At 67.4% G+C, this 15,579-nt stretch carries 17 protein-coding genes; all 17 read left to right on the plus strand.

Annotation, left to right across the window (positions count from 1 at the left end):
• Position 1: 1 nt before the first annotated feature.
• Entirely contained in the window at positions 2–2,194 is a 2,193-nt protein-coding gene (gene traD, locus OU419_RS16475) for a type IV conjugative transfer system coupling protein TraD (RefSeq protein ID WP_254473780.1), read from the plus strand.
• Positions 2,191–2,940, plus strand: coding sequence for a TIGR03747 family integrating conjugative element membrane protein (locus tag OU419_RS16480; protein WP_192276372.1), 750 nt, complete (start codon positions 2,191–2,193; stop codon positions 2,938–2,940). Before traD ends, OU419_RS16480 begins: the two co-directional genes overlap by 4 nt.
• Positions 2,941–3,038: 98 nt before the next feature.
• Entirely contained in the window at positions 3,039–3,422 is a 384-nt protein-coding gene (locus OU419_RS16485) for an integrative conjugative element protein, RAQPRD family (RefSeq protein WP_071039657.1), read from the plus strand.
• Positions 3,419–3,652 carry a TIGR03758 family integrating conjugative element protein gene (locus OU419_RS16490; protein WP_003050225.1) on the plus strand — a complete coding sequence of 78 codons (234 nt, stop codon included), beginning with the start codon at positions 3,419–3,421 and terminating at the stop codon, positions 3,650–3,652. The genes OU419_RS16485 and OU419_RS16490 overlap by 4 nt, the downstream gene beginning before the upstream one ends.
• A gap of 16 nt (positions 3,653–3,668) precedes the next feature.
• A complete protein-coding gene (locus OU419_RS16495; protein ID WP_023095489.1) occupies positions 3,669–4,028 on the plus strand; it encodes a TIGR03745 family integrating conjugative element membrane protein in 360 nt (119 codons plus the stop codon).
• A 12-nt stretch (positions 4,029–4,040) separates the two neighbouring features.
• Positions 4,041–4,451 (plus strand): TIGR03750 family conjugal transfer protein, encoded by a 411-nt coding sequence (locus OU419_RS16500; protein WP_254473779.1) that lies wholly within the window; start codon positions 4,041–4,043, stop codon positions 4,449–4,451.
• Positions 4,448–5,140, plus strand: coding sequence for a PFL_4703 family integrating conjugative element protein (locus OU419_RS16505; protein ID WP_003821110.1), 693 nt, complete (start codon positions 4,448–4,450; stop codon positions 5,138–5,140). Before OU419_RS16500 ends, OU419_RS16505 begins: the two co-directional genes overlap by 4 nt.
• Positions 5,137–6,054 carry a TIGR03749 family integrating conjugative element protein gene (locus OU419_RS16510; protein ID WP_254473778.1) on the plus strand — a complete coding sequence of 306 codons (918 nt, stop codon included), beginning with the start codon at positions 5,137–5,139 and terminating at the stop codon, positions 6,052–6,054. Before OU419_RS16505 ends, OU419_RS16510 begins: the two co-directional genes overlap by 4 nt.
• Positions 6,044–7,465, plus strand: a complete 1,422-nt coding sequence (locus tag OU419_RS16515) for a TIGR03752 family integrating conjugative element protein (protein WP_254473777.1) — start codon at positions 6,044–6,046, stop codon at positions 7,463–7,465. Before OU419_RS16510 ends, OU419_RS16515 begins: the two co-directional genes overlap by 11 nt.
• Positions 7,446–7,886 (plus strand): TIGR03751 family conjugal transfer lipoprotein, encoded by a 441-nt coding sequence (locus tag OU419_RS16520; RefSeq protein ID WP_254473776.1) that lies wholly within the window; start codon positions 7,446–7,448, stop codon positions 7,884–7,886. The genes OU419_RS16515 and OU419_RS16520 overlap by 20 nt, the downstream gene beginning before the upstream one ends.
• Positions 7,886–10,765 (plus strand): conjugative transfer ATPase, encoded by a 2,880-nt coding sequence (locus OU419_RS16525; RefSeq protein WP_254473775.1) that lies wholly within the window; start codon positions 7,886–7,888, stop codon positions 10,763–10,765. Before OU419_RS16520 ends, OU419_RS16525 begins: the two co-directional genes overlap by 1 nt.
• A 13-nt stretch (positions 10,766–10,778) precedes the next feature.
• The gene (locus OU419_RS16530) at positions 10,779–11,564 is read left to right on the plus strand and encodes a DsbA family protein (protein WP_254473773.1); all 786 of its coding nucleotides are present in this window, start codon (positions 10,779–10,781) and stop codon (positions 11,562–11,564) included.
• A gap of 182 nt (positions 11,565–11,746) precedes the next feature.
• Complete coding sequence (locus OU419_RS16535) at positions 11,747–12,241, plus strand: JAB domain-containing protein (RefSeq protein ID WP_071039665.1); 495 nt, start codon at positions 11,747–11,749, stop codon at positions 12,239–12,241.
• A gap of 162 nt (positions 12,242–12,403) precedes the next feature.
• Positions 12,404–12,850 carry a TIGR03757 family integrating conjugative element protein gene (locus OU419_RS16540; protein WP_254473771.1) on the plus strand — a complete coding sequence of 149 codons (447 nt, stop codon included), beginning with the start codon at positions 12,404–12,406 and terminating at the stop codon, positions 12,848–12,850.
• 17 nt (positions 12,851–12,867) lie between these two features.
• Positions 12,868–13,794, plus strand: a complete 927-nt coding sequence (locus tag OU419_RS16545; protein ID WP_302329036.1) for a TIGR03756 family integrating conjugative element protein — start codon at positions 12,868–12,870, stop codon at positions 13,792–13,794.
• Positions 13,795–13,803: 9 nt separating this feature from the next.
• Positions 13,804–15,201 (plus strand): integrating conjugative element protein, encoded by a 1,398-nt coding sequence (locus OU419_RS16550; RefSeq protein ID WP_254473769.1) that lies wholly within the window; start codon positions 13,804–13,806, stop codon positions 15,199–15,201.
• A complete protein-coding gene (locus OU419_RS16555) occupies positions 15,198–15,569 on the plus strand; it encodes a hypothetical protein (RefSeq protein WP_254473766.1) in 372 nt (123 codons plus the stop codon). Before OU419_RS16550 ends, OU419_RS16555 begins: the two co-directional genes overlap by 4 nt.
• Positions 15,570–15,579: the final 10 nt, after the last annotated feature.

Consider the following 15,579-nt stretch of genomic DNA (forward strand, 5'->3'; position numbering starts at 1 on the left):
CATGTCGGGGAAACAGCCGGTCGAGGTACTGCTTCGCCCAGCGGTGGAGCTTTACACCGTTGCCGCATGCGCGGGCGCCGCGTTTCTGTCCCTGGTGGCCCCATGGTCGCTCGCGCTGAGCCCGTCCATGGGCGTCGGCAGTGCGCTGGCGTTCGGTGCCTACGGTGCCATCCGCTACCGCGATTCCCGCGTCATCCTGCGCTACCGGCGCAACATCCGCCGCCTGCCGCGCTACGTGATGACCAGCAAGGACGTGCCGGTCAGCCAGCAACGGCTGTTCGTGGGGCGTGGCTTCCTGTGGGAGCAGAAGCACACCCATAGGCTCATGCAGACGTACCGGCCGGAGTTCCGCCGCTACGTCGAGCCCACACCGGCCTACCGGCTGGCGCGACGGCTGGAAGAACGGCTGGAGTTCGCGCCGTTCCCGCTGTCCCGGCTGTCGAAACTCACTGGCTGGGACGTGCCTTTCAACCCGGTGCGGCCGCTGCCGCCGGTGGGTGGCCTGCCACGCCTGCACGGCATCGAACCCGAGGAGGTGGACGTCAGCCTGCCGCTGGGCGAGCGCGTCGGCCACTCGCTGGTACTGGGCACCACGCGCGTCGGCAAGACCCGGCTGGCCGAACTGTTCGTGACCCAGGACATCCGGCGCGTGAACGCCACGGGCGAGCACGAGGTGGTGATCGTCATCGACCCCAAGGGGGACGCCGACCTGCTCAAGCGGATGTACGTCGAAGCCCTGCGTGCCGGCCGCGAAGGCGAGTTCTATGTGTTCCACCTGGGTTGGCCGGACATCTCCGCACGCTACAACGCCGTGGGCCGCTTCGGTCGCATCAGCGAGGTGGCCACCCGCGTCGCGGGGCAGCTTTCCGGCGAAGGCAACTCCGCCGCCTTCCGAGAGTTTGCGTGGCGGTTCGTCAACATCATTGCCCGCGCCCTGGTGGAGCTGGGACAGCGGCCCGACTACATGCTGATCCAGCGGCACGTCATCAACATCGACGCGCTGTTCATCGAGTACGCCCAGCATTTCTTTGCCAAGACCGAGCCCAAGGCCTGGGAGGTGATCGTCCAGATCGAGGCCAAGCTCAACGAGAAGAACATCCCGCGCAACATGATCGGGCGCGAAAAGCGCGTGGTGGCGCTGGAGCAGTACCTCTCGCAGGCGCGTAACTACGACCCGGTACTCGACGGCCTGCGCTCTGCCGTCCGCTACGACAAGACGTACTTCGACAAGATCGTCGCATCGCTGTTGCCGCTGCTGGAGAAGCTCACCAGCGGCAAGATCGCGCAACTTCTGGCCCCGAACTACTCCGACCTGGCCGACCCGCGCCCGATCTTCGACTGGATGCAGGTCATCCGAAAGCGTGCCGTGGTTTATGTGGGCCTGGATGCGCTGTCCGACGCCGAGGTCGCCGCAGCAGTCGGCAATTCGATGTTCAGCGATCTCGTGTCGGTCGCCGGACATATCTACAAGCACGGGATCGACGACGGCCTTCCTGGTGCATCGGCCGGTGCGCGCGTACCGATCAATGTCCACGCCGACGAATTCAACGAGTTGATGGGCGATGAGTTCATTCCGCTGATCAACAAGGGCGGCGGTGCCGGCCTGCAAGTCACCGCGTACACGCAGACCCTCTCGGACATCGAGGCACGCATCGGCAACCGCGCGAAAGCTGGCCAGGTGATCGGGAATTTCAACAACCTGTTCATGCTGCGCGTGCGCGAGACCGCGACCGCGGAACTGCTGACGAGGCAACTACCGAAGGTCGAGGTCTATACGACCACCATCGTCAGCGGCGCGACCGACAGCTCCGACATTCGCGGGGCGACGGATTTCACGTCGAACACCCAGGACCGCATCAGCATGTCCAGCGTGCCGATGATCGAGCCGTCGCACGTCGTCGGCCTGCCCAAGGGCCAGTGCTTCGCGCTGCTGCAGGGCGGTCAGCTTTGGAAAGTGCGCATGCCGTTGCCGGCACCGGACCCGGACGAAGTGATGCCGGCAGACTTGCAGCAACTGGCCGGGTACATGCGCCAGAGCTACAGCGAAGCGACGCAGTGGTGGGAGTTCACCAGCTCCCCGGCCTTGCAGGACACCGGCCTGCCCGACGACCTGCTGGATGACGCCGCTGCGGCCGAACCTCCCACGGTGGCCATTGCCACCGACGAGGACACCGGCAACAAGGCCTCGCCATGAAGGACGCCGCCTCCACTGCACAACGGGAGCAGAACCAGCGCCAGGGCCTGATCGTCGGCACCATCACCTTGCCGTTCCGGCTGCTCGGGGTGCTGATCGGCTCGCTGCTGTTCTCGATCGTCGTGGAGTGCGTAGGCATGCACCTGTTCTGGAAGGACCAGGGCTGGCGGCACTCGCAGCAGATGTTGCAGTACGAACTTGGGCACCTGTCCAGCCACTTCACGCGCAGCGTGGTCGTGCAGGAGCCGGGGCGCACCGCGCACGAACTGGTGGATACCGGCTACGAATGGGTATTCGTTCGCTCCGGGCTGCTGGAGCGCATGAGCCAGACCGCCGAACGCGCCCGCACGCCCAGCCATGGACAGACGCGCAACTTCCGCTACTACATCAGCCAGGTCTATGTCTGGACTGAAAGCTACCTGATCGCCGCAGCCTTCACCACGCTCACGTTCCTGGTGCGCCTGCTGGTGCTGGTGCTCACGTTGCCGCTGATCTTCACCGCGGCGTTCGTCGGCCTGATCGACGGCCTGGTGCGGCGGGACGTGCGCCGGTTCGGCGCCGGCCGGGAATCCGGCTTCATCTACCACCGCGCGAAGGCGAGCCTGATGCCGCTGGCCGTGCTGCCGTGGGTCACGTACCTGGCCTTGCCGATCTCGGTGCATCCACTGCTGATCCTGCTGCCCAGCGCCGCCTTGCTGGGACTGGCCGTGAGCCTGACCGCAGGCAGCTTCAAGAAGTACCTCTAGGCCATCAATCCGGGCATGCGCGAGTTCCTATTGTTTGCGGCCTAAAAGCCCCTCGCTGCCCACGATCGAGCCATTGCTGATCACACAGGAATGGCGCGATGTTGGCTCCGATCTGGCAGCGCGCCGCGCATCGCGGCGTGCCCATTTTTCTCGTGACGGCCCTGCTGCTGGGTCAGTCCCCGATGGCGTTGGCCGAGTCCCCCGCACAGCGCCAGGAGCTGGTCGCCGCGCTGCGCCAGCTCGACGCCCTGGAGCGCACCGTCGCCGACAGCGCCGCGCATGCCCCCATCCAGCCGGGCGAGCGCTACCACTTCGATTACCCGCGGCTGCTGGCTGACCTGGCGCGCGTGCGCGCCGGCATCCAGGCCCATCTCACACCGTCGCGTGCCCAGCCGCGCGACCCCTCCGAACTGGCCGGCGACTACCGCACCGAGCGGTCCGCTTCGCCATCGCCGACGGCGACTGCGGAGGGCAAGCAATGAACGGCGCCCAGGTCTCGGCATTTCAAGCCAACAGCGGCATCGCGCCTTCGGCGATGGCGACCGTCCTGGTCGGCGTCGTGTTCGCGGTCCTGCTCGTGTGGGGCGTCTGGGCCATCCGAACGGCCTACGTGGGGTGGTCCGAGAGCCGCCTCAACCAGCGCCAGTTCCTCGGCGTCTGCATCCGCTTCGTCGCGATGTACCTCGTCCTGAGCTTTTTCCTCCTCTCCTGACCTGAAAGGCACGACCATGCAAAACCGCATCCTCCATTCCCGTCTTGCCCAGCGCGCCGCTGTGGCACTGGGCGCCGCCGCGCTGCCCGCGCTGTCGTTCGCGCAAGGCTTGCCGCAGTTGGAGAACCCAACCCGCGGCACCGGCAACGGCATCATGGAAACGATCAGGAACTATGGCTACGACATCATCATGCTCGTGGCCCTCCTGGTCGTGGCGTCGATGTTTATCGGCGTCTGCTACCACGCCTACGGCACCTACGCCGAAATCCACACCGGCCGCAAGACGTGGGGCCAGTTCGGCCTCACGGTCGCGATCGGTGCCGTGCTGCTGGTGATCGGCATCTGGCTGCTCACCGAAGCCACCGGCATCCTGTAAGGCGAGGCCGGTATGTCCGAGCAGCAGCACGTCCGTGCGGACGGGACGGTCACGTTCCTTCCGCACCGGCTCAACCGCCATCCCGTTGTCGTGCGCGGCCTCACCGCCGACGAACTGTGGATCTGCTGCGGCCTGTCCGGCGCCGCCGGCCTGCTGGTCGGTGCGCCGCTGTCCTGGGTGTTCCGCACGATCGCCATCGCGCCGACGTTCGTCGTCCTGGGCGTGGCCCTGGGCGTCTTCATCGGCGGCGGCATCCTGCGCCGGCTCAAGCGCGGGCGTCCCGATACCTGGCTGTACCGGCAACTGCAATGGCGCATCGCCACGCGCCATCCGCTGATGGCGGGATGGGTGGGCGGCCACGTGCTGATCTCGCGCTCTGGCTTCTGGTCCACCCGAAGGTCTGCCTCAAGGGGGGCACGATGAGCCGCTTCAAGAACGAGATCACCCATCTGCAGGCGCACATCAAGACGCTTCGCCTGGGTGCTGGCGCGCTGGTCATCGTCGCCCTGGTCATGGGCGGTGGCTGGTGGAGCGCGCCGCGCGACCTGACCATCCACGTCCCGCCCGACCTGCGCTCCGGCAGTACCCGCAAGTGGTGGGAAGTGCCGCCCGAATCGGTCTATGCGTTCACGTTCTACGTGTTCCAGACCCTCAACCGCTGGCCGACGAACGGCGAAGAGGACTACCCGCGCAACCTCCATACGCTCTCGCCGTATCTCACCCCGTCCTGCCAGGCCTTCCTGCGCGCGGACTACGACTACCGCCGCAGCACGGGCGAACTGCGCCAGCGCGTGCGCGGAATTTATGAAATCCCCGGCCGCGGCTATGGCGACGACCCCACGGCGCGCGTGCGCGTGGTCTCCGACCGCGACTGGGTGGTGACGCTCGACATCACCGCCGACGAGTACTACGGCGCCGAACAGGTCAAGCGCGCGCTCGTGCGCTACCCGGTGAAGGTCACGCGGGTGGACGTCGATCCCGCCCGCAACCCCTTCGGCCTGGCGCTGGACTGCTATGACGGTGCCCCCCAGCGCATCAGCGCCCCGGAGCCGACGCGCCCGGCACCTGGCGGCCTGTCTCCGCAAGCGCCCCAAGGAGGAAACACCCCATGAAGCATCCTGTACTCGTGCTGCTGGGGCTGCTGGCCGCGGCCGCGGCACCCGTCTCCCATGCTGTGGAGATTCTGCGCTGGGAACGCATGCCGCTCGCGGTGCCGCTGAAGGTCGGCCAGGAGCGCATCGTGTTCATCGATCGGAACGTCCGCGTGGGCGTGCCTGCGGGCGTGGGCGAACGCCTGCGCGTGCAGAGCGCGGGTGGCGCGGTGTACCTGCGCGCCAGCGAACCGATCGAGCCCACGCGGCTGCAATTGCAGGACGCCGACACGGGCGCGCTGATCCTGCTCGACATCGCGGCCGAGCCGCCCAAGGACGGCGAAGCCGAGCTGGAGCCGGTGCGCATCGTCGAGGGCAGCAGCACCCCGGCGCGCTATGGCGATCAGGCAGGCGGTGCCGATGAGGCCCCAGCACGCTCCCAGGATGAGACAGGTACGCGGGCAGCGCGGCGCGAGACGCCGGTTTCGGTCGTCCTGACGCGCTTCGCCGCGCAGAACCTCTACGCGCCCCTGCGCACCGTGGAGCCGCTGCCCGGCGTCATGCGGGTGAACCTGCGCCGCGACCTCGACCTGGGCACGCTGATGCCGACGCTGCCGGTGCGCGCGGTCGCGCTCGCGTCGTGGCGTCTGGAAGACCAGTGGGTCACCGCCGTGCGTCTGACCAACAGCAGCGGCGGCTGGGTCACGCTCGACCCGCGCGTGCTGCAAGGCGATTTCCTCACCGCCACCTTCCAGCACGAAGCGCTCGGCCCGCGCGGGACGCCCGAGGACACGACCGTCCTGTACCTGGTGACGCGCGGGCACGGCCTCGCGCAATCGCTGCTGCCGGCGATCCACCGCTTCGACCCGGCCGTGCATCTGCCGCAGCCGGAAGTTGAAGCCGACGATGGCAAGGAGGCCCGCCATGCGCAGTAACGGCTTGCTCAAGTGGCTGATGATCCCGGTCGCCTTGCTGGTGTTGTTCGTTGCCATCCGGCTGTTCTCCGGTGGAAGCACGTCGGCACCGCCCGCGGCAGATGCCGGCTCCAAGCTCACGCCCGAGGAAATGAAGGCGTTGGGCATCGAAGGCGATACCCCCCGCGATACCGTGGCAACGCTCGTCGCCCAGGTGAAGCAGTTGCGCACCGAGCTTCAGACCGCGCTGACCGACAACAAGTCGCAGCGCGAGGAGAACCAGCGGCTGCGCCAGCGCGAAAACTCCATCGACCAGCGCATCAATTCGGCCCTCGAATCCGAGCGCTCCAACCTGCGCCGCGACCAGGAACAGGCGGCCAGCGCGCGCCAGCAGACCGAAGGGTTGCTCGCCGACCTGCAGCGGCGTCTGGACAGCATCGGCGGGCGCGGCGGCGGCCACGCTGATCTGCCGGTGGGCCTGGGTCTGCGCGACGGCGACGAGGCCGGCATGGAAGGCGGCATGCGCTGGGTCGAACCGGACGACGCGACGAAGAAGGCCGAGGGACGCAACGGCAGCCGTGGCACGGGTAGCGGCATGAGCTTCCCGACGAGCTTCGGCCCGGCGCAAAGCACGCTGGAAACGACCGCGGAAACCGTGGCGAACGCCGGCGCACGTGCGGCAGGCGTCAGGAGCGCCAAGCCGGTCTATACCGTGCCGACCAACTCGACGCTGATGGGCTCCGTGGCGATGACGGCGCTGATTGGGCGCGTGCCGATCGACGGGACGGTGAACGACCCATACCCCTTCAAGGTCTTGGTCGGGCCGGACAACCTGACGGCCAACGGGATTGATATTCCCGACGTGGCCGGCGCGGTCTTCTCCGGCACCGCCTCGGGCGACTGGACGCTATCATGCGTGCGCGGCCAGGTGCGCAGCATCACGTTCGTCTTCAACGACGGCACGATCCGCACCATCCCCGAAGACCGCGAAGGCAACCAGCAGAACAACCAGCAGCGCGACGGCCTGGGCTGGATCAGCGATCCGTATGGCATCCCTTGCGTCAGCGGCGAGCGGCGCAGCAACGCCCAGCAATACCTCGGCTCGCAGGCCCTGATCACGGCGGCCGGTGCCGGCGTCGCCTCGCTCATCGAGAGCGACAGCGGCCGCATGTCCTACGTCGGCTCGGACGGCGCCATCGGCACCGTTGGGATCAGCGGCCAGGAAGCGGTCGGCCAGATCCTCGCGGGCGGCGTGCGGGACATGTCGGCCTGGGTCAACAAGCTCTACGGCCAGGCCTTCGCCGCCGTCTATGTGCAGCCCGGCGCCAAGGTCGCCGTCCACCTCGAAAAACCGCTGGCCATCGATCACGACCCCGAAGGCCGGCGCGTCGATCACCGTGCAGGAGAAAGCCATGCGCTCGAACTTGACTAAGGGCCTGGCACTGGCCCTGGCCGTCGCCGTGCTCGGTGGCTGCGCCACCAGCAAGGAAGAACTGCTGACCCATAGCGACCGCACCATGATGGACATCTGGCAGCAGGAAACGGGTGGCGCCAGCAGTGGCACCGGCCAGGTCGCGCGCCGGCAGTTGCTCGACGCGCGCCAGAGCCTGCGCCGGCCGCTGACCGACACCGACGTGCAGGCCGCGCCCGCCGAGCAGATGCGCTACACGCGCACGGCGCGCAACGAGGTCTATCGCCAGTTCCAGCGCCTGCCCAATCCCGATCTCGTCATGTACGTGTACCCGCACCTGGCGGGCACGGACCCCGTTCCCGTGCCGGGTTACACGACGGTCTTCCCCCTGTACCAGCGCGTGCAGTACGCCATGCCGGGCGAGCGCGTGGAGGACTACTGATGCGCTGGAAACTTCCCTGGCCGAAGCTGGCCGCATCCAGCGCCAGCGACGACGAGCAGCCGGACGGTTGGCAGCGCCACGTGGATGCCTTGCGCCAAGCCGGCATCCCCGAACCTGGTGCAGCGGTACAGGGCCGCAGGCCGGCGACGGTAGCCGACGAGCAGGCGCTGTACGACGTCGCACCGTCGTTCGCGGAACTGCTGCCTTGGGTGGAGTTCCTGCCGCAGTCGAAGTCCATGCTGCTGGAGGATGGGCAGTCGGTCGCTGCCTTCTACGAGCTGGTGCCGCTGGGCACCGAGGGCCGGGAACCCGGCTGGCTCGCGCATGCCCGCGATGCCTTGGAGAACGCGCTCCAGGACTCGTTCGATGAACTGGACGAAAACCCCTGGGTGCTCCAGCTCTACGCCCAGGACGAGCCCAGCTTCGACCAGTACATGCAGACCCTGCGCGACTACGTGCAGCCGCGCGCCCGCGATACCGCATTCACCGAGTTCTACCTGCGCTTCTTCGGCCACCACCTGCGCGCGGTCGCCAAGCCGGGCGGCCTGTTCGAGGACACGGTGGTCACGCGGCTGCGCTGGCGCGGCCAGACGCGGCGGGTGCGCATGGTGATCTATCGCCGTGCCACCGGGCAGGCGAGCCGCCGCGGCCAGACGCCCGAGCAGATGCTGAACATCGTCTGCGACCGCCTGTGCGGCGGCCTGGCGAACGCCGGCATCCAGGCACGGCGCATGGTCGCGGCCGACGTCCACGACTGGCTGCTGCGGTGGTTCAATCCGCGCCCCGCGATGCTCGGGCCGAATGCAGAGGACCGGGAGCGCTTCTACGCGCTGGCGCGCTACCCCGACGAGACCGAGGACGGCGAGATCGAACTGGCGAGCGGTCGGGATTTCAGCCAGCGGTTGTTCTTCGGCCAGCCACGCTCCGACGTGGAGCGTGGCACCTGGTACTTCGATGGCATGCCGCACCGCGTGCTGATCACCGACCGGCTGCGCATGCCGCCCGGCACCGGACACCTGACCGGCGAGACCCGCAAAGGGGATGCCATCAACACGCTGTTCGACCAGATGCCGGAAGACACCTTGCTTTGTCTCACGATGGTCGCCACGCCGCAGGATGTCCTGGAAGCGGATCTCAACCACCTGGCGAAGAAGGCCGTGGGCGAGACGCTGGCGTCGGAGCAGACGTTGAAGGACGTGCAGGAAGCCCGCTCCCTCATCGGCAGCGCGCACAAGCTCTACCGGGGGACGCTGGCGTTCTACCTGCGCGGACGCGACGAAGCCGAACTGGACCGGCGCGGCCTGGACCTGGCGAACGTGATGCTCAACGCCGGCTTGCAGCCGGTGCGCGAGGACGACGAGGTGGCACCGCTCAACAGCTACCTGCGCTGGCTGCCGTGCTGCTACAACCCCGGTCAGGACCGGCGTAGGTGGTACACCCAACTGATGTTCGCGCAGCACATCGCGAACGTGTCGCCGGTGTGGGGCCGCGCCCAGGGCACGGGGCACCCCGGCATCACGATGTTCAATCGCGGTGGCGGCCCGATTACGTTTGACCCCTTGAACAGGTTGGATCGGCAGATGAATGCCCACCTGTTTCTGTTCGGCCCTACGGGCTCGGGGAAGTCCGCGACGCTCAACAACCTCTTGAATCAGGTCACGGCCATCTATCGGCCGCGGCTGTTCATCGTGGAGGCCGGCAACAGTTTCGGCCTGTTCAGCGATTTCGCCAAGCGCCTGGGCCTGACCGTGAACCGGGTCAAACTGGCCCCTGGCTCGGGCATCAGCCTCGCGCCGTTCGCCGATGCGCGCCGGCTGATCGAAACGCCGAGCGACGTGCAGACCCTCGATGCTGATGCGCTGGACGAGGACCTGCCCCCGGACGCCTCGGCCATGGAGGCGGACGAGCAGCGCGACGTGCTCGGCGAACTGGAGATCACGGCGCGGCTGATGATCACGGGCGGCGAGGACAAGGAGGAAGCCCGGATGACGCGGGCCGACCGCTCGCTGATCCGCCAGTGCATCCTCGACGCCGCCGAGCACTGCCACGGCGGGGGTGGTAGCGAGAAGCGCACGGTGCTCACGCGCGACGTGCGCAACGCGCTGCGCATCCGCGGCCAGGACCCGACGCTGCCCGAAATGCGGCGCGTGCGGCTGCTGGAGATGGCGGACGCGATGGATATGTTCTGCCAAGGCACGGACGGCGAGATGTTCGACCGCGACGGCACGCCGTGGCCCGAAGCCGACATCACCCTGGTCGATCTGGCGACCTATGCACGGGAGGGCTACAACGCCCAGCTCTCCATCGCCTACATCAGCCTGATCAGCACGGTGAACAACATCGCCGAGCGCGACCAGTACCTGGGCCGCCCGATCATCAACGTCACCGACGAAGGCCACATCATCACGAAGAACCCGCTGCTCGCGCCCTATGTCGTGAAAATTACAAAGATGTGGAGAAAGTTGGGGGCCTGGTTCTGGCTCGCGACGCAGAACATCGACGACCTGCCGCGCGCCGCGGAGCCCATGCTCAACATGATCGAGTGGTGGATCTGTCTCAGCATGCCGCCCGATGAAGTCGAGAAGATCGCGCGGTTCCGCGAACTCTCGCCCGCGCAGAAGGCGCTGATGCTTTCGGCGCGCAAGGAAGCGGGGAAATTCACCGAAGGCGTCATCCTCTCCAAGAGCATGGAAGTGCTGTTCCGCGCCGTGCCGCCGTCCCTGTACCTCGCCCTCGCGCAGACAGAACCCGAGGAGAAGGCCGAACGCTACCAGCTCATGCAGCAGTACGGCTGCACCGAACTGGAAGCGGCTTTCAAGGTGGCCGAGAAGATCGACCAGGCCCGCGGCATCGAGTCGCCGGCCCTGGAACTGTCGTAAACCGGAGAGCGCCGTGGAACAGAAACGTCCTTCCATTCCGATGCAGGTCCAGGCGTTCCGCCGTCGCCGCTGGCGGCCTCGCTGGCCCTGGGTATTGGCTGCTGCGCTGGCCGCGCTGCTGCTGATCTGGCTGGTGTCCCGGACGCCCGGCGAATCCTCAGCGCCGTCGCCCGCGCCGGTCAGCACGGCGCAGGTCGCTGGGCCACCCTGGCAGATGGGCAACCCGGAAGGCCGTTTCACGCTGACGCTCTATGCCGACCTGGAATGCCCGTTCTGCCGGGAGTATTTCCCGCAGCTCAAGCGCTGGGTCGGCAACAACACCGACGTGGCGCTGCAATGGCATCACCAGCCGCTGGCCGCGCACGAGCCTGCCGCGTCGGCCGAGGCACGTCTGGCCGAGTGCGCCGCCGAAGCGGGCGGGCATGCGGCGTTCTGGCAGGCGGTCGAATGGGTCTATGCCCACACGCGCAGCGACGGCCAGGGCTTGCCCGATGGCTTGCGTTACCCCGAAACAACGTCAGCCATCGAACAGTGCATGGCGAGCGAGCGCCCCAACGTGGCCATCCGCGCGCAGGCCGCGGAAGCCACCAAGAGCGGCGTGACCGCCACGCCGTCGCTGCGACTGCTCGATCGCCAGACGGGCCAGGCCATCCTGCTGCAGGGGCCGATCGAAGGTGATGCCTTGCTCTCGGCCATGGACCTGCTGGCGGCCGGGGACATGGCCAGCGACGCGCCGGGTTTGCCCGCCACCCCCACACCCGAAATGCCTGCCGACGTTGTCGGCGACATGCCCAGGTAGCCCTCGGTCTTGGAGGCTACGGCGCGGCTCGCCGCGCTGACCGCTACCCGTTCGCTTTCGCATCCTGGCCGCGAACAATCACCGCCGCGCGGTGATGGATGCACCTTGTTCCGCTGTTTCCATCCCCAGGAGGGCTTGCCCTCCCAGGGTGGCACCCTCCGCTCACTTTCTGGAGGTCCGCCATGTCTCTCGTCGCCAACGACTCCTGCGTGGAGCCACGTTTTGCCCCCGCGTCCCAATCCGATGACTGGATCATCCGGCAAGCCATCGCGCTGCTGGAGCAGCGGGTCTTCAAGAAGGGGCTATCCCTGGAAAGGCCTGCCGCCGTCAAGGACTACCTGCGCCTGAAACTGGCCGCCGAGCCCAATGAAATCTTCGCCATCGTGTTTCTCAACAGCATGCACGAGGTGCTGGCCTACGAGCCGATGTTCAAGGGCACGGTCCATTCGACCACGGTGCATGCGCGCCCAATCGTGCAGCGCGCCCTGGAACTTAATGCCTCCGCAGTCATTTTTTCGCACCAACACCCTTCGGGCTGCACGGAGCCGTCAAGCGCGGACCGCGCTTTGACCCAAACGCTGAGGGCCGCGTTGTCGCTGATCGACGTGAGGGTGCTGGATCACCTCATCGTCGGCCAGGGCACGCCGTACTCGTTCGCGGAATCCGGCCTGCTGTAGCGACGGCATCGGCTCCCTGATCCACGCGGAGGCTTCGGCCTCCGCTTTTTCATGGGCGCGAGACAAGCAGGTATGCGGGCAGTGCGCGATGCGCATTGTTTGTTGGGGCCGCGTCGGCTTCGCGTTTGACTACGGCTCTGATCAACTTCAAGGGCACGCGACATGCCAGCATCTCTTTCCAGGTTCGCGCCGGGCTGGCGAACCCTCGGCCTGGCCGTGGCGTTGCCAGCAGCCCTAGCCGTTTTCAGCTCGGCCACCTTCGCTGCCGACGTGGTGGTCGTCACCGACAGCCGCCACCCGGTCAAGACCATGGGCGGCGAGCGGCTGATCGAGCTGGACGAAGCCCACAGGATTGAAGCGGAGCTTTCCGCTGGACTGCCCACCGACCCCGAACAGGCGACGGCCATCGTCAAGCGCCGGCTGAATGGCGGCGGTGCCGACCTACAGCGACGCATCGCTTCCGCATACCAAGGCGTCACCGACGCATGGAGCCTCGGCATCACCAGCCTCCCGGCCGTGGTGGTGGACCAGCGCTACGTGGTCTATGGCGAGCCGGACGTGGCGCGCGCCGTCGCGCGCATCGAGCAGCACCGGAGGGCCCAGCCGTGACCCGCCCATTCGACCTGATGCGCCGCCTGCGCGCCGGCGTGGCTTCCGTGCTACTGCTCAGTGCCACCGGCAGCTACGCCCTCAACACCGCCACCATCGTCGGCTCGGTGGCGTCGCCCGACTGCCTCGAATACCGCGTCGTCGGCATCTGCTACTGGCTCTACTGCACCTGGACCGGCTGCACAGTGCGCACGTCGATCAAGGTGCGCCACTACATCCCCGACGCAGTGGTGTCGTCGTACTCGAATACCGGCGAAAACCCCTGGGTCGAAGTCCGGGCAATGAGCACGCCCAACCCGTCCGCCCAAGCGGGCGGCGACGGAACCACGAACGAGGACCACGAAAACAACCTCGCCAAATTCAAGAACTCCGACGTGATCGGCCACCCTGGCGCCGAGGTGTTCAACCAGTTCGTCTCGTCCTCGGGCTACTTCTGCGAGGGCGCGGGCACGGCGTTCATGCCGTACTTGCTCAGCACCCTGGACACGCTGGCCTGGCGCTACAACGTGCCCGAGATGGCCTACCCGGAAGCACTGATTCCGGGCCGGCGTGAGGTCGGCGCACGCACCACGATGAACCTGTGGGGCAACGTGTATCCCCGTGGCGGCTTCCTGCACCAGACCGACGACTTCAAGGCCGGCGCAGTGGTGGCCCAGCGTGCGGGAGATGTCGTCACGCGCCGCGGGCAGATCCACGTCTATCAGCCTTTGCTTGCCAACTCCCGCGACGGCTACTGGCCGGCCGGCGCGCTGCTGGAAGGCGATGCTTCCACCGGCAAGTGGCAAGAACTCACGCCCGTCCTGTCCTCCTCCTGCACGGTCTTTCCGCGCAGCGGCTTCCTTACCCAGGCGCAGCAAGGCGACTACGCATGGGCGCTGTGGCGGCCGTATGCCTGCTGCGAACGCCGGGGCCAAGTGTTCCTGGGCAGCGTCGATTTCCTCTGAGGTGGTGCCATGAAGTTCCGTCCTGCATTCAATCCGTTCTCCCGCCGGGTACGTCGCACGGAGATCGTCCTGGCGCTGGCCGCCGCGCTCGCGTTGGGCAGCGGCGTGGCCTGGGGTCAACTGGGATACCAGACCAGCGGCAGCGTCATCGGCGATGACGTCATGTACTCGATCGGTGGCGGCAACGCCGTGTCGATGGGACGTGCGGCCGGCATGCGCTCTCTCGGTGTCGGCGTGGGCTGGAACAGCAACTTGATCTGCGGCGACATGAGCATCCAGACCACGTTGAAGAACCAACTTAATGGCATCACCAATGGCTTCCAGCAAATCATGTCGTCGGTGATCCAGAGTGCCACGAGTGCGGTGGCATCGTTGCCCGCGCTGATCATCCAGCGGGCCGATCCCGGTCTGTACAACCTGCTCACCAATGGCGTGCTGCAGGCGCGGCTCGATTTCGACCGCTCCAAGCTGACGTGCCGTGCCATGGCCGAGAAGATGGCCGAAACGGCGGGCGGCCAGCTCGGCTGGAGCCAGATGGCCGAAGGCCTGGCGTTGCGCGATGCCGTGTCGAGCACGGATGCTGTATCGGCCATCGAGCAGGCCGAGACGCGCCGCGGCAATGATGGCGTGCCGTGGGTCGGGGGCAGCAACGCGGGCGGCTCCGGCCAGCCCGCGATCAAGGTCGTCGGCGATGTCACCCGCGCCGGCTACAACCTGGTCAACGGCCGCGGCGTGACCGACACCTCGTCCATCGCGCCGTCCAGTTGCAGCAGCCTCTCATGCCAGACCTGGACCTCGCCGCAGGCCGCCGTCGAGTGGGCTACGCGCGTACTCGGCGAGAAGGAACAGCGCACGTGCGATGCCTGCACAAAGACCGAGACGACGCCCGGCGTCGGGCTCACGCCACTGATTCAGGAGGAATACGACACCAAGCTGCAGGCGCTCCAGGATCTCGTCTCCAGGGCGAAGAACACGACGCCCGAGAACCTGCGCGAGGCCGGCAGCGCGTCGCTGCCCATCACGCGCGGCGTGATCGAGGCACTGCGCGACGAGCCCGACCAGCACCTGCTGTCGCAGCGCCTGGCGTCCGAGGTTGCGCTGGCGTCCGTGCTGGAGAAGGCGCTGCTGCTGCAGCGCACGCTGCTCACGGGCAAGAAGGAGCCCAACGTCGCGGCGAACGAGCTTGCCGTGGCGGCCGTGAACCACGAGAGCGACACGCTCGACCGTGAGATTCGCAACCTCAAGACCGAACTGGAACTGCGGCGCGAGCTGGCGAACAACTCGCCCATGGCCATCATCCAGCGCCACGGCGCGCGCGCGGCCGGCTCGCGCGGCATCTACGAGGGCGATCCTGTCCCGGACCGTCTCGACCAGCTCCAGAAGGGCAATCCGGGGAGTCGGCCATGAGCCCGGCACGCCTGGCCTGGTGGCCGCTGCGCTGGTTGTTCAGCCGGCGCGCGGCGAAGACGCTGCTGTGGCTGGTGCTGATCGTTGCCGCTGCCGTGGGGGCCAACGTCGCGGGCATCTACCTGGTCGGCAGCGTTGCAGGCTGGGAACGGTGGCTGGCGGCCTCCGCAGGGTATTTCTTCATCTGGCGGCTGTGCGTGTACGCGGCAACGGCCTATGGATGGTTCTGGATGCGCCGCCGGGTGCTGGCCCGCGAAGACCAAAGCAGGACGGATGGCCAGGCGCGGCGCCGCCTGATCCGCACCGAGGTCGCCGGCGTCGTCGCCATCGTCGCGCTGGAAGCCAGCCTGTTGATGCAGGCCGCTTGATGGGAGATCG

It is taken from the genome of Pseudomonas triclosanedens, from assembly GCF_026686735.1.
GTDB classification, from domain to species: Bacteria; Pseudomonadota; Gammaproteobacteria; order Pseudomonadales; family Pseudomonadaceae; genus Pseudomonas; species Pseudomonas triclosanedens.